At 54.8% G+C, this 13,156-nt stretch carries 14 protein-coding genes; 9 read left to right on the top strand and 5 right to left on the bottom strand.

Annotated elements, in window-relative coordinates; translation table 11 throughout:
• Positions 1 to 92: 92 nt before the first annotated feature.
• A complete protein-coding gene (locus tag RZ35_RS13980) occupies positions 93 to 431 on the top strand; it encodes a Dabb family protein (RefSeq protein ID WP_051625582.1) in 339 nt (112 codons plus the stop codon).
• Positions 432 to 599: 168 nt separating this feature from the next.
• On the opposite strand, the gene ulaR is transcribed toward RZ35_RS13980, so the two are convergent.
• The 3 genes from ulaR to ulaG form a co-directional block, all read right to left on the bottom strand.
• Positions 600 to 1,355 (bottom strand): HTH-type transcriptional regulator UlaR, encoded by a 756-nt coding sequence (gene ulaR / locus RZ35_RS13975; RefSeq protein WP_026743875.1) that lies wholly within the window; start codon positions 1,353 to 1,355, stop codon positions 600 to 602.
• A gap of 106 nt (positions 1,356 to 1,461) precedes the next feature.
• Positions 1,462 to 2,334, bottom strand: a complete 873-nt coding sequence (locus tag RZ35_RS13970; protein ID WP_026743874.1) for an L-ribulose-5-phosphate 3-epimerase — start codon at positions 2,332 to 2,334, stop codon at positions 1,462 to 1,464.
• Between the two features lie 24 nt (positions 2,335 to 2,358).
• Entirely contained in the window at positions 2,359 to 3,426 is a 1,068-nt protein-coding gene (gene ulaG, locus RZ35_RS13965) for an L-ascorbate 6-phosphate lactonase (RefSeq protein WP_026743873.1), read from the bottom strand.
• Between the two features lie 534 nt (positions 3,427 to 3,960).
• On the opposite strand from ulaG, the gene RZ35_RS13960 reads away from it, so the two are divergent.
• The 7 genes from RZ35_RS13960 to RZ35_RS13930 all read left to right on the top strand — a co-directional run bounded on the left by RZ35_RS13960 (position 3,961) and on the right by RZ35_RS13930 (position 10,479).
• Positions 3,961 to 5,709, top strand: a complete 1,749-nt coding sequence (locus RZ35_RS13960) for a PTS ascorbate-specific subunit IIBC (RefSeq protein WP_026743872.1) — start codon at positions 3,961 to 3,963, stop codon at positions 5,707 to 5,709.
• 37 nt (positions 5,710 to 5,746) lie between these two features.
• Entirely contained in the window at positions 5,747 to 6,235 is a 489-nt protein-coding gene (locus RZ35_RS13955; RefSeq protein WP_026743871.1) for a PTS sugar transporter subunit IIA, read from the top strand.
• Positions 6,236 to 6,238: 3 nt separating this feature from the next.
• Positions 6,239 to 6,946, top strand: a complete 708-nt coding sequence (locus RZ35_RS13950) for an L-ribulose-5-phosphate 4-epimerase (RefSeq protein ID WP_026743870.1) — start codon at positions 6,239 to 6,241, stop codon at positions 6,944 to 6,946.
• Between the two features lie 86 nt (positions 6,947 to 7,032).
• Positions 7,033 to 7,677, top strand: a complete 645-nt coding sequence (locus RZ35_RS13945; protein WP_026743869.1) for a 3-keto-L-gulonate-6-phosphate decarboxylase UlaD — start codon at positions 7,033 to 7,035, stop codon at positions 7,675 to 7,677.
• Positions 7,678 to 8,013: 336 nt separating this feature from the next.
• Positions 8,014 to 8,781, top strand: a complete 768-nt coding sequence (locus RZ35_RS13940) for an EAL domain-containing protein (RefSeq protein ID WP_051625581.1) — start codon at positions 8,014 to 8,016, stop codon at positions 8,779 to 8,781.
• A gap of 412 nt (positions 8,782 to 9,193) precedes the next feature.
• Complete coding sequence (locus tag RZ35_RS13935; protein WP_026743867.1) at positions 9,194 to 9,496, top strand: hypothetical protein; 303 nt, start codon at positions 9,194 to 9,196, stop codon at positions 9,494 to 9,496.
• Positions 9,497 to 9,543: 47 nt separating this feature from the next.
• Positions 9,544 to 10,479 carry a beta-ketoacyl-[acyl-carrier-protein] synthase family protein gene (locus tag RZ35_RS13930; protein ID WP_026743866.1) on the top strand — a complete coding sequence of 312 codons (936 nt, stop codon included), beginning with the start codon at positions 9,544 to 9,546 and terminating at the stop codon, positions 10,477 to 10,479.
• Positions 10,480 to 11,043: 564 nt separating this feature from the next.
• Here RZ35_RS13930 and RZ35_RS13925 read toward each other — a convergent pair.
• Both RZ35_RS13925 and RZ35_RS18015 read right to left on the bottom strand, forming a co-directional pair.
• Complete coding sequence (locus tag RZ35_RS13925; protein ID WP_235195122.1) at positions 11,044 to 11,850, bottom strand: 4'-phosphopantetheinyl transferase family protein; 807 nt, start codon at positions 11,848 to 11,850, stop codon at positions 11,044 to 11,046.
• A 46-nt stretch (positions 11,851 to 11,896) separates the two neighbouring features.
• Positions 11,897 to 12,295, bottom strand: coding sequence for a hypothetical protein (locus tag RZ35_RS18015; protein ID WP_139171496.1), 399 nt, complete (start codon positions 12,293 to 12,295; stop codon positions 11,897 to 11,899).
• Between RZ35_RS18015 and RZ35_RS13920 the strand changes: the two genes are divergently transcribed.
• Entirely contained in the window at positions 12,294 to 12,851 is a 558-nt protein-coding gene (locus RZ35_RS13920) for a helix-turn-helix transcriptional regulator (protein WP_026738497.1), read from the top strand. The two genes, RZ35_RS18015 and RZ35_RS13920, sit on opposite strands and share 2 nt — an antisense overlap.
• The last annotated feature ends 305 nt before the right edge of the window (positions 12,852 to 13,156 follow it).

Genomic DNA, 13,156 nt, shown 5'->3' with positions numbered 1-13,156 from the left:
TGGCATACCGCGCTCAGCGGCGCGGCACCCGCCATGAAACTCGCCGCGTAAAGGACTATGCTCTTTGCAGGACATGAATAACGGAGTCATCAATGATACGCCATATCTTATTTATCACCTTCACGGAGGAGGCCGCGGAAGCCGACATCGAGCGGGTGAAATCGGCTTTTTTGCAGATGCCGGCCGACATCGACGGCATCGTCAGCGTTGAGTGGGGATGTAACGACAGTCCAGAAGGGAAAAATGAGGGCTTTACGCATTGCGTGATGATGACGTTTGAAGACGAAGCGGCGCGCCAGCGCTATTTGCCCCACCCAAAACACGACGCATTGAAAGCGGTTTTCCGCCCGATTCTGGCTAACCTCATCGTGCTGGACTATCCGATACTCACGTCTCAGGAAGCCCCGCAGCCGGTTACCGCCCCACGATAACCACGGGACGCGTTTGCGGTCACCAAACCACGAACTCGTCTGACGGTTGAAGAATCTAGAACACCGAAGAGGATAATCAGACCCGCTGGGGACGTGGGGAAATGGGGAAGTGGACAGAGTCCGGCGTGAACCTCATCGCCTGAACACGCCCCCGTCGCCCGCATGGCGCTAGACCAGCATCACCTCGACGCCTTTCTCCTTCAGTTGCTGAATGACCTCCGGGTTGGCATCGCGGCCGGTAATAAGCACATCGATGTGTTCGGCGTTGCAGAACAGCATACCCGCGCGCTGGCCGAGTTTGCTGCTGTCCGTCAACACCGCCAGTTTGCCGACGTGATCCAACATTTTCTGTTCCGCCATCGCCGTCAGCATATCCATTTTGTACAACCCTTCGGCCGTGAGCCCTTTGCCGCTGGTGAACATCCAATGTCCGGCGTACAGGGACGAAATCTCATCCTGCGGCGCCAGGGTGATGGACTGGCTCTTGTTNTACTGCCCGCCGATGATGACGACGCCGTCGTGTTCTTGCTCAATCAGATAGTTGGCCAGAGGAAAGTAGTTAGTGATGACCTGAACGTCCCGCCCGCAGATTTCCTTCCCTAGCAGAAAGGCGGTCGACCCGCAGTTGATGACCGCGCTCTCACCCGGCTGCACCAGCCGGGCCGCCGCCTGAGCGATGCGTACTTTTTGATCGTGAGTCGAGGTGCTTTGACTGTCCAGCGGCGACCATAGCCGTCTGGTCGGCATCAGCGCCTCCGCGCCGTTGCGCACCTTGCGCACCTGTCCGGCTTGATTCAGCTTATTAATATCGCGACGCGCCGTCGCCGGAGAAATTGAGAACGCTTGCGTCAGGCTGGCCACGGTCAGATGGCGCTTCTCATTCAGCAGAGCCAGAATGGCGCTGTGTCGTTGTGTTTCTGTCATTTCATGCCTGATTTATGATTATTTATGATGTCTTGTGATTGTATAACGCTGTTTTCAAAAATCAAAGCACCGGGCGGAGCCGCAGCCCCACCCGCTTGTCCTTTCGTCAATTCAATGCCAATCCTGCCTCCTGCGCCATCGTCGCCAAACGCGCCCTCGCTTGCCGCAGATGGTCGGCCCAATGCTCATCCTGCGCCCACATTTCAATGACCAGCGGCGCCGAATAGCGCATTCCGGCCAACGTGCGAAAAACGGCGGGGAAGTCTACCTCCCCTTCTCCAATGCACAGGTCGCGGAACTGTCCCGGAGACTCGGCGCTCACACGGAGCGTGTCTTTGAGGTGGATCTGGACAATATGTTCGCCGCTCATCTGCAACTCGGTACAGGTATCGTAATTCCAGCCGGTGATATTGCCGACATCGGGATAGGCCATAAAGTATGGCGAAGGGACCGCCTTCTTGAGCACCTCGAACTTGCACAGCGAATTCAGGTAAGGCGTATCCATAATCTCCACGCCGAGCATGATGCCCGCCCGCTCAGCCAGACGCGCGCTCTCGCGCATGCCGTCGATAAACCGTTGGTGCGTGGCCTCGCTGTGCGGTTCGTAATACACGTCGTAGCCCGCCAGCTGAATGCAGCGTACGCCCAGTTTATAGGCCAGCCCGATGGCTTTGCGCATGATGACGCCCGCCTGCTCCCGCACCGAGGGATCGGCCGATCCAAACGGGAAACGACGGTGCGCGCTCAGGCACAAGGAGTGCAGCGGCAGGCCGTAATGCTCGCACAAACGGCGCAACCCAAAGATCTCCTCGTCGCCCCAGTCCAGGCGTTGCAGGCGCTCGTCGGACTCATCGACGGACATTTCAATAAAGTCGAACCCCAGCGCTTTGGCAGCCTGAATCTTATGCTCCCAATCCAGCCACGCCGGCATGGCCTTTTCATACACGCCCAGCCGCAACGCGCTATTCAGATGATACATCGCGCACCTCGTGAACAGAGAACGTTAGAGGAACGAGCGGAACGGCAGCTCGGGTTCATCCGTGAAGATATCGTCAAACCCGCGCGGATGCTGGTAATGCATTTTGGCCTTGTCCGTCGGGAAGACGTATTTTCCCCCCACCTGCCAGAAGAATGGCTGAAAGCCGTAATTCAGACGATCTTTCTTCCTGTGCCATAGCAGCTCAATTTCACCGGGATCGCTCTGGAAATTCGCCCAAATGTCGTGATGGAAGGGGATCACCACCTGCGTATTCAACGACTCCGCGGCACGCAGAATATCTGAAGAGGTCATTTTGTCGGTCACGCCGCGAGGGTTTTCGCCATAGGAGAGAAGCGCCACGTCGATCGCATTGTCGTTGCCGTGCCGGGCGAAATAGTTGGAGTAATGCGAGTCGCCGGAGTGATACACGTTGCCGCCGCTGGTCTTCACCAGATAGTTCACCGCGCGCCGGTCCATTCCGTCCAGAATGCTTTTATCGCGGGAAGACACGCCCTCGGGCAGCGTCACTAGCGCGGTACGGTCAAAGGCATCCAGCACTTTGATGGTGATATCGCCTATCGAAATCTCTTGCCCGACCTGCGCCACGATGCAGCGTTCGGCGGGTACGCCCCATCCCGTCCAAAGCTCGACGCAGGCTTCAGGACCGATGAATTTCACATGATCGCCCGCATTTTGCAGCACCGCCGCCGCCACGTTGATGTCGATGTGGTCAGCATGATCGTGCGTCGCCAACACCGCATCTATCTTCTTAATACCAAAGGGGTCGAGCACAAACGGCGATGTACGCAGGTTGGGCTGCAGCTTGCGTACGCCGCCCATACGCATCATCTGATGCTGTTTTTTCATGTAGGGATTGGCGTGGGTTTTCTTGCCGGTGCCGCACCAGAAGTCAATGGCGATCTGCGTGTTGCCCGCAGACTTTAACCAGATGCCGGTACAGCCCAGCCACCACATGGCGAACGTTCCAGCGGCGACCTCCTCCTGCTCGATCTCTTCGTTGAGCCAGGTCCCCCATTCGGGGAACGTGTTCAATATCCATGACTCCCGGGTTATGTCAGTTACTTTGCTCATCGTTTTATCCTTTTTCATGATTACAACAACCGCCGTCGACCGATTTCCACGGGTCGCAGACTCTGTCACCCCCGCCCCGTGCTTTTCGTTTGCCCCAGGCGCTCATCACAAAAAACGCGTTCACGGTGATTTAAAATGACTATATCAATCACAAATATGATTATCAATGATTACTTTTCGCACCTCTTGACGAGCCAATCTGATGGTTTAACCCCCCTAAAAACCGATCGCCCCTCACAAAAACCGACAAAAAAATGATATTAACTCGTTATTTATATTACATTTTCAGTACCAACAGGCGAATACAAGTAAACTAACGTGATAATCACAATGCACAGCTTGATCTTCGCCGCCGCTTGTTTATGATGATTTAAAAGATCACAAATAAATCATTTTATGAATACTCGTGATTTCTCTCGGTTAGACATAACAGCAGGCGAAGNTAAATCACTCGTTGGCAGGAAAGGACGCAGGTAACAGGGATTGAGTTATCACCGTCGGGCATATGGCCCTTTACCGATACGGAGCGGCATCATGGAAACGCTATACGCTATTTTTCACATCTTCTACAGCCAGGTTATGACCAAAGCGCCACTGCTGTTGGGACTGGTCACCTTGATTGGGTATCTGCTGCTACGGCGGGATATCTCCACGGTCCTCAAAGGGACGCTCAAAACCATCATCGGGTTCATGCTGGTCCAGGTGGGCGCCGATACGCTGGTCGCGGGGTTCAAACCGGTGATAGAAAAGATCGCCGAATATCATGGCCTCAGCGGCTCGGTCATTGACCCCTACACCGCCATGATGGCGACGATGTCCGTCATGGGGGATCGCTACGCCTGGGTGGGCTACACCGTTCTACTGGCGCTCGCCCTGAATATCCTGATGGTGGTGCTGCGCCGCTATACCGGTATTCGCACGATTATGCTAACGGGCCACATCATGTTTCAGCAGGCCGGGCTGATAGCGATGTTTTATCTGGTGCTAGGCGCCACAATGTGGGAAACCATTATCGCCTCCGCCGTCATCATCGCGCTGTATTGGGGCATCTTTTCCAACATCATGTTCAAGCCGACGGAGGCCGTCACCGGCGGCGCGGGCTTCTCCATCGGTCATCAACAGCAGGCGGCGTCGTGGATCGCGACCAAAATCGCCCACCGGCTGGGCGACCCCAAAGAGAGCGTCGATAACCTCAANCTTCCCCGCTGGCTGAACATCTTTCACGACAGCATCGCCGCGACCGCCATCGTCATGACCGTGTTCTTCGGCATTATTCTGCTCTCCTTTGGCCTGAAGANCCTGCAGACGATGGCCGGTTCCACCCACTGGAGTATTTATATTCTGGAAACCGGCCTGAAATTCGCCGTAGCCATTCAGATTATCGTCGTCGGCGTCCGCATGTTCGTCGCGGAACTGTCGGAGGCGTTCAAGGGCATCTCGGAGCGGGTCATTCCCAATGCAGTGCTCGCCATCGACTGCGCGGCCATCTACGCCTATTCGCCAAACGCCATGGTGTTTGGTTTTATGTGGGGCGCCGCCGGTCAGTTCGCCGCGTTACTGTTGCTGCTCGCCTTTCAATCGCCCATCGTCATCATTCCCGGCTTTGTGCCCATGTTCTTCTCTAACGCCACCATTGGCGTCTTCGCCAACCATTTCGGCGGCTGGAAAGCCGTAATGAAGATTTGCTTCGTAATGGGCGTCATTGAAGTGCTGGGCTCGGCCTGGGCGATTGCCTTGTTCGCCCACCACGGCACGCCGCTCAATGGCTGGATGGGCATGGCCGACTGGGCGTTGCTGTTCCCCCCCATCATGCAGGGGTTGTCCTGGTCACCGCTGTTTCTGTGCGTACTCCTGCTCGGCGCCGCCACCTATATGTTTTTCGCCGCCCGACGTTTGCGCGCGGAAGAAGATGCCACGGCGCCGACGTCGGATCTGCCTGCGGCCGCCACGCCTCCTCTCGCCGAGCCCGAGCCAGTCAATGCGGAACGGGCCGTGCGCGTTCTGACCGTCTGCGGTAATGGGCAGGGGTCATCCATGATGATGAAAATGAAAATCGCCAAGTTCCTGGAACAACGGGGCATACCGCATGTGATGGAGTCGTGCGCCGTGGCGGACTACAAATCGAAGCTCGCGATGACCGACATCATCGTCGCCTCACGCCNCCTCGCGGGAGAGATAGATCCGGGGGCGGGAAAATTCGTACTGGCCGTGCAGAACATGCTCAACCCCCAGTCATTTGGCGACGAACTGCTCGACCTAATCAGAACGCATTTTTCCCGCTAACGTCCGGCTGAAGGAACAGCCGAGAAAGGAGCACACCATGAACTTCAAGCAATCACTGATAGACAACGACACTATCCGACTTCAGGCCCATGCGGCCGACTGGCGGGAAGCGATTAGGATCGGTACGGGCATGCTGGAGACCGCCGGCGCGGTAGAGCCTGGCTATCATGCCGCGATCATCCGCAGCATTGAAAAGATGGGCGCCTACTTCGTCATCGCCCCCGGCCTTGCGTTGCCGCACGCCAGACCAGAAGACGGGGTGAAACGGACGGCTTTCGCGCTGGTGACGCTCGCTACCCCCGTACTCTTCGAAGGCGAGGAAGAACCTGTTGATGTGCTGATCACCCTGGCAGGCAGTACGTCCGATGAGCATATCGACGGCCTGATGGAAGTCACCCAGATGCTGGAGGACGAGAATAGCCCTACCGGTATCAACCTCGACAGACTGCGCACATGCCGCAGCAAAGACGAGGTGTATCGCGCGATCGACAACGCGCTCGCGCAGGCGGCGAAAGAGGAGAGATAACGAATGTTGAGCGACTTGAAACAAACGGTGCTGGCCGCCAATCAACAGTTGCCGCACTACCAGCTGGTCACCCTGACCTGGGGTAACGTCTCGCAGATCGATCGTCAACACGGGCTGATCGCCATCAAACCGTCGGGCGTGAGCTACGAAGCCATGACAGCTGACGATATCGTCATCGTCGATCTGGACGGCAACGTCATCGAGGGGCGGCTTCGACCTTCCAGCGATACCGCCACGCATTTGGTGCTGTACCAGGCGTTCCCTCGTCTCGGCGGCATCGTCCATACCCATTCTCGCCATGCGACGATATGGGCGCAGGCTGGTATGGATATACCGGTGTTGGGCACCACCCACGCCGACTATTTCTACGGCGATATCCCCTGCTCCCGCCCGCTGACATCAGAGGAAATTACCGACGACTATGAAAAGAACACGGGAGTGAGCATCGTGGAAACCTTTCGCCGACGGGACATCGACCCCATTGCCGTGCCGGGCGTGGTTGCCTATGGCCATGCCCCTTTCTGCTGGGGGAAAGACGCCGAGGAAGCGGTGCGTAACGCCGTCGTGTTGGAAGAAGTGGCGGCGATGGCGCTGGCGACGCGGCGGCTGAATGACCATATTCGCCTCCCGCAGACGCTGTCCGACAAACACTATTTCCGCAAACACGGCGCTGACGCTTACTACGGTCAGACTGACGCCACGATGGAATGATGCTCGCGGCATAAGCCGTTTCACCGCTCATCATGACCCTGACGGCGCATGCCGCCGTCTCAACACTGAAAAAGGATTCTCATACCATGACTCAACCCTTGTTACAGATTGCGCTGGACTCTACTGACCTGCACACCGCCGTCGATCTCGCCGCCAGCGTCGCGGAGTATGTCGACGTCATAGAAGTCGGCACCATACTGGCCTTCGCCGAAGGAATGAACGCCGTCCGCACGCTGCGCCAGCAATATCCCGACCATATTTTGGTCTGCGATATGAAAACCACGGACGGGGGCGCCATTCTGGCAAAGATGGCCTTTGCCGCAGGCGCGAACTGGATCACGGTGTCAGCCGCGGCCCACATCGCCACGATTACCGCCTGCAAAGGCATCGCGGACGAATACCACGGAGAAATCCAAATGGAACTCTACGGCCACTGGACGTGGGAAGACGCGCAGGCCTGGCGAAAACTGGGCATCACGCAAGCAATCTACCATCGCTCGCGAGACGCGGAGCTGGCCGGTGTCGGCTGGACGCCAGAAGACATCCAACGCATGCATACCTTATCGGAGATGGGATTTGAGGTGTCTATCACCGGCGGTATCGTGCCTGAGGCGTTGCAGCATTTCCGGGGGATTAACGCCAAAACGTTTATCGCCGGACGGGCGTTGGCCGGCGAAAACGGAAGCGTCATCGCCGACGCACTGCGCCAGGAAATCGCCCGTTACTGGTAACGGCCTCGGTGTCCGCCCTTATGCTTTCATCCACGGGCGGGCACCGCTCCCCGAGACGGCGAACCGCTCCCGCACACTTCCGCCGGAAAGCGCTTTCCCGCTCTGTTTGGGATGTGTCGATGTTTATCATCCAGATAACCTGCCGTGTCTTTCTTTTTATGCCCCCTCTGGTCAACTACCCTTAATTCTTACCTGAATATTGCCGATAAATGGCCAAGTGAGCGCAGTTCATCCGCTTACGAGCTATACATTTAATAGAGGGCGTCACGATCTTATCGCCTCGCTGACAGCGGGTGAACGCGTCCATTTTTTCCATCATCCAGGAATTTGTTAACCATGACATCCCAATCGCCCCTTTTTATGTCGTCGCGCTGTGCTCACTGCGCGGACAGCCATAATTTGGGTCTCGACTTCACCATGGCGTTCCAGCCCATCGTAGACTGCGTGTCCAAACGCATATTCGGCTATGAAGCCCTGGTCAGAGGCTGCAATAACGAGTCTGCCTTCAGTATTATTTCTCAGATCAGCAACGATAAGCGCTACGGCTTCGACCAGCTCTGCCGAATCAAGGCTATCGCGCTTGCAACGAGACTGAAGCTGTCCGGCATGCTGAGCATCAACTTTCTACCCAATGCGATTTATCGCCCCGAACGTTGCATTCGCACTACGCTGGAAGCGGCCAAAAAATACCAGTTTCCTATCAAGAACATTATGTTCGAGTTCACCGAGAACGAGGAGGCGAAAGACAGTAAGCGTATACAGTCAATTATTGAATGTTACAAAAAACTGGGCTTCAAAACGGCGATTGATGACTTCGGCTCGGGTTATTCCGGGCTGAATCTGCTGGCGGATTTTCAAACTGATATCGTCAAGTTGGACATGGCGCTGATCCGCGGCATCGATCAGGATAAAACACGCCAGACTATCGTCACCCACTGCGTCGAAATGTTGAAAGCGTTAAATATCAGGGTCCTGGGAGAAGGCATTGAAACGGAGGAGGAGNATCGTTTTCTTAAAGGAATCGGGATTCACCTCGCTCAAGGATATTATTTTGCCAGACCCGGCTTCGAGTCTCTGCCAGAGGTCGATACAACCCTTATTTAGCGCCGCAGACGAGGCGTTTCACGTCAATGCCACACCCGCTAAACCGGCTTTTACCGCAGAGAGGTTAGATCATTCGGGTTACAGGAAGTCGGCAAGAGAGTGAATCCCGATGAGCTGACTCAAGTTAGCGATTCGGGTAGATATACATTGCCAACGCACCGGCAATTTACAGTACGGCGGGCTTTTTGATGGTACCGCTTACCTTTCATCTGCCTCTCCTTACTTTCCGCTGGAAACCCTCGCTCCTCGACAAGAACAAACGTCGCTATCATCGGGTAAAAAGACCTGAAAAACACACATTTATCTTGAATGTGTACACAAAAACCCCTCGTTCGCTATATGCAATTTAGAACAAGTTGCCCCCTAAGCGGCCGTTATACTGCGCACAATTACAGCGTGTCGGAGAGTTGGTATGAAGCACTCAGAATCTGGGCATCGCCGTGACGATGCAACACAATTACTCGTACGCGAGCTGTTGAAAGCCATTGGTATCGATCAGGGACGTATCGACGCCATATTTCAGGGCGCGCCGATGTACGCCCATGACGGCCTGCTGGATTCCGTCAATCTCATCAGCCTGATTGCCGTACTCAGCGACCACTATGAAGCGAATGAGACGCTAACGGGCGATCTGTTCGATCTCATGGATGAAAACGTTTTCGACGCATTTCACACCCTCGATAGTCTGACGCATTTTCTGCACGAAAAAACCTGACATGTTAATTGATGACCGACTCCCGCAGCGATCAGGACGGAGGATGCATGTTACACATCAATACCTTAGCCACCTGGGTTCCATCGGCTCGCCTCAGCGCCGAGGACATCATTATTCAAACGGGCTATAGCCCCCGCGAAGCCCACACGTTCTGCCAGCTGTACGGCTTTCGCCGCATTGCCGCGCTGGAAGCCTCTGTCTCTCTTTATGGCGTCTTCTATCAACTCATTAGCCAATTGATGCAGCAATCCTCCGGGCCTGACGTCCCCATCGACGCACTCATTTATGTGCACGGCATGCCAAAGCCACATGGCGAACAGCCGGCGTGGCTTGCGCGACTAAAACAGAGTCATCCGTTCGTCAGCGACACGGCGCGCTGCTATGAACTGGACCAGCAGCACTGTGCAACTTTGTTCTGGGCGCTGGCGCGCGCCCATCGTCTATTGGAAGACAAGCAGGCAAAACGCGTCGCCATCATCGCCGGTGACACGTTGTCGCCCTTAGGGACATCACGGCGATACGTGCCGGGATACACGCTGATGGGAGATGCATTCGCCGCGTTGCTGCTGGAGCGCGAAGGCGCTGGTTTACGGTTGGGAAAACCCTTTCTGGGCCAGCGATTGAGCTTTGATGATGGACTAAATAGCGGGCGGGAAGCGAAAACGGCCTTTTATCAGGCCCACGACGACATGGTCAGGGAGGCTCTGGCAGGCGCACAGGCGGGCGATCCCGACAGCCTGTCGCTGCTGCCCCACAACATCAACCGTCTCAGTTGGCGCCGCTTTGTGCGCCGCTACCCGCTGCCGCGTGAGGCCGTCTCTCTCGGCCTGTTGCCGGATATCGGCCACTGCTGCGCCGTGGACCCGCTCCTGCTGCTGCCTGCCGCGATGCCCGCCATCCGCAATGGGCAACCGCACGTGATGCTGTCTATCGGGCTGGGAGCCGCTTATGGCAGCTGCTCCGTTTACTTCCGCGCACAATAAACGGTCGGAACTTCTTACCCCCTTGCACGGCGTTGCTCAGGCACATTGGAATTATTCTTCTATCCCACAATTTCAGACAACAATGCCCGCGGGCACCGGGCATAATTCTTTTAAGGAAGCGTTTTCGCTGGCGTAAGCAGGCGAAAATATACAAGGATGTAATAACGTCACGGTCACAGCGCAGGATTGCGCTATTCGAACAGGGATGAAGACGGAACGTCGCGTTATCAGCATGGATGTTATTTGTCTGCCCGTACCAGTTATTCTCATGCTCCAGCGGGATGACGGGAGATGAAAATCGGGATGGAAACGCTTTCTTTCTCTGCTGATACTCTGCGTGCATACCTCTTATGGTGGTCTGTGCGTCGATACCGGAGAAAACCACGGATGCTACGCCCTTTAAGGATCAGGATATCGGCAAAGGGCGCCTTCTTCTCTTTCTCGTCAGTGACGGGAAAAAGACGCAAACATTGCCCTATTCTCTCTGCTAAAAACCTTTGAACTGGCCCGCAACCCGGCTGATCGCGGACGAACTCCTCCCCTGACTGAATACTGCTGCCTGCATTACCCCAGCCAGTCCGTTAACGCGTCCCACTCCGTCAGGGTGGTAAACCGCCAGCTCAGTGTGGTCTCCTTGGACGACAAAATGCAGCAGTTGAGCGCCATGTCCGCTTCGTCAAACCAAACTTCCTTCATCTGCGCGTTCGCGGGGCGCGAGTCATCCACTACCTGAATCCGCCCGTTTTCTCGCGCCAGACAGCTGAACGAGTCCAACGGCTTGCTCAGACCAAGTCCCAGCGCCTTCAAATAGGCCTCTTTGCGAGTCCATAGCCGAATAAATGCCTGTATATACGCCTCTTCATCGCAATACTGATCCAGCCAGCAGGCTTCATCGGGATGGAAAAAGCGCTTCGCCACGCCGCGTTTATGCTCGACACGCCCGCGATTTCCCTCGACATCGACCCCCACCGCGCCATCCTGTGCGATGGCGAACGCAAAAGCAGCCTCGGTGTGGGAGAGGTTAAAATGAAGCTGGGGATGTCGAGGCAGGAACGGTTTACCTAATGGGGTACGAGCAAACGTCAGCTTATGCGGCAACACGCGACACAGCGGCGCCAGCAGGCCGCGTAGAATGCCCTCGGCCAGTTTGCTGGCGGTGAGCGTATCGTGCGGCGCCAGCCCACAGGCCAATCGCGCCTTGGCAGATATTTCCGGTCGATCCAACGTCTTCCGGTAGACCAAAATACACTGCGGGCCAGAAAGTTGTTTCACGCTATGCTCAGCGCTACCACAAAAATCCAACGAATTTTCCTGGCTCATTTTCACTCTCTGCGCCCAATTTATCGCGCTTTCCTTATCCATCTTGTCCATTTTCCATCCTTGCGGGTCACATCGGCTGACAGTCATCAGGTCGAGATCACGCACGCCTGATGGAAGCGCATACATGGCAACGCTTCACCGCGAGCATTTCTCTCTTTTTGATCACAGATCGATGCGTGGATTTTACGGCATGACCTTTAGAAACAAGTCTTAACGAAGTCTTGTTATTTAAATCCCGATCACGCTTAGAACGCTGACCATTTTCGAGACGAATAATCCCAATAACGAAATGTCGCCATCCCAAAAATGGAATGCTGAGTGGAAAAACCGTTACATATCCCTCTGAAAAAGGGCATTCCAAATATGGCACACAATTTGCGTGAGTCATCCTGTCAATGACAGCAATGACAATAATTAACAACCCAATACCAACGCCGTTTTTAGCATTTTTATTAACCGCTCCAGGCACGGTAAATACATTTTTGGATGACACCATGAATCTACATAATGCCTACCCCCACACCTTGGATAATGAAAGCTTCAACCATAATCTTATTCAAGATATGTATCGTCGTCACCCTAACCTAAAAAAGACCTTGGAAAACAATAATAAAGCAACCAGGCTGGTAGGAATCATCGACTATATCATTGAGAATATCGGCGATAACATCACGCTGGAACAACTCGAAACCGTGAGTGGCAAATCGAAGTTCGATATCTGCCGATTATTTAATCAGGTCTATAATATTACGCCCATGCGATGGATCTGGCGCGTACGCGTCACGCTGGCGAGAGAGATTATTCATATTTCGCCTAACTGGTCTCTGACCGATATTTGCTATGCGTGTGGTTTCTCCTCGTTGCCTCATTTTTCCCGCTGCTTTACGAAAACGTATAATATTCCGCCGCTGAAATACCGGAAAACCGTCTCGTCAGACCGCGAGCCGCCCCGTTTTATTAGCAATATGAGCTTCGATATTATTTTCGGAAAACAACGTCATCTGTTTTCTCGCCATGTATTGCTGGATAACATCCACAATTTGTCTAATTAACAATCTTATTCGAGTATACGAAAAAAGTCCTTCACGGAACTTTTATTGATAAAGGCAGGCACGACGGTGAGTCAGGTTCGGAATCGGAGGCGCCGTCCCATTCGACGAAGGTACCCTGCCTTTGACACAATCCTTCACGTTGATACGTCATTTGCCAAGAAACAGAGGTCGTTTTTATCCCTGATTGCCGCTCCGCCGCCGCTCATCGCGATTCATCTCGAAAATCAGAGGGGCGGAGGCGCCAGAAGACGACAGCGACAAAAAAGGCATACCTCGGTATGCCTTTTTATTACATCGGGCGGCGG

The sequence above is a fragment of the Lonsdalea quercina subsp. quercina genome (assembly GCF_000688655.1).
Classification (GTDB): Bacteria; Pseudomonadota; Gammaproteobacteria; order Enterobacterales; family Enterobacteriaceae; genus Lonsdalea; species Lonsdalea quercina.
This window is presented reverse-complemented; position numbering and strand designations above follow the sequence as displayed.

Coding starts and splice junctions, on each gene's coding strand:
- RZ35_RS13980 (WP_051625582.1), top strand. CDS start 93: ATGATACGCCATATCTTATTTATCACCTTCACGGAGGAGGCCGCGGAA.
- RZ35_RS13970 (WP_026743874.1), bottom strand. CDS start 2,334: ATGTATCATCTGAATAGCGCGTTGCGGCTGGGCGTGTATGAAAAGGCC.
- ulaG (WP_026743873.1), bottom strand. CDS start 3,426: ATGAGCAAAGTAACTGACATAACCCGGGAGTCATGGATATTGAACACG.
- RZ35_RS13955 (WP_026743871.1), top strand. CDS start 5,747: ATGAACTTCAAGCAATCACTGATAGACAACGACACTATCCGACTTCAG.
- RZ35_RS13950 (WP_026743870.1), top strand. CDS start 6,239: ATGTTGAGCGACTTGAAACAAACGGTGCTGGCCGCCAATCAACAGTTG.
- RZ35_RS13945 (WP_026743869.1), top strand. CDS start 7,033: ATGACTCAACCCTTGTTACAGATTGCGCTGGACTCTACTGACCTGCAC.
- RZ35_RS13935 (WP_026743867.1), top strand. CDS start 9,194: ATGAAGCACTCAGAATCTGGGCATCGCCGTGACGATGCAACACAATTA.
- RZ35_RS13930 (WP_026743866.1), top strand. CDS start 9,544: ATGTTACACATCAATACCTTAGCCACCTGGGTTCCATCGGCTCGCCTC.
- RZ35_RS13925 (WP_235195122.1), bottom strand. CDS start 11,850: ATGGACAAGATGGATAAGGAAAGCGCGATAAATTGGGCGCAGAGAGTG.
- RZ35_RS13920 (WP_026738497.1), top strand. CDS start 12,294: ATGAATCTACATAATGCCTACCCCCACACCTTGGATAATGAAAGCTTC.
- RZ35_RS18015 (WP_139171496.1), bottom strand. CDS start 12,295: ATGGTGTCATCCAAAAATGTATTTACCGTGCCTGGAGCGGTTAATAAA.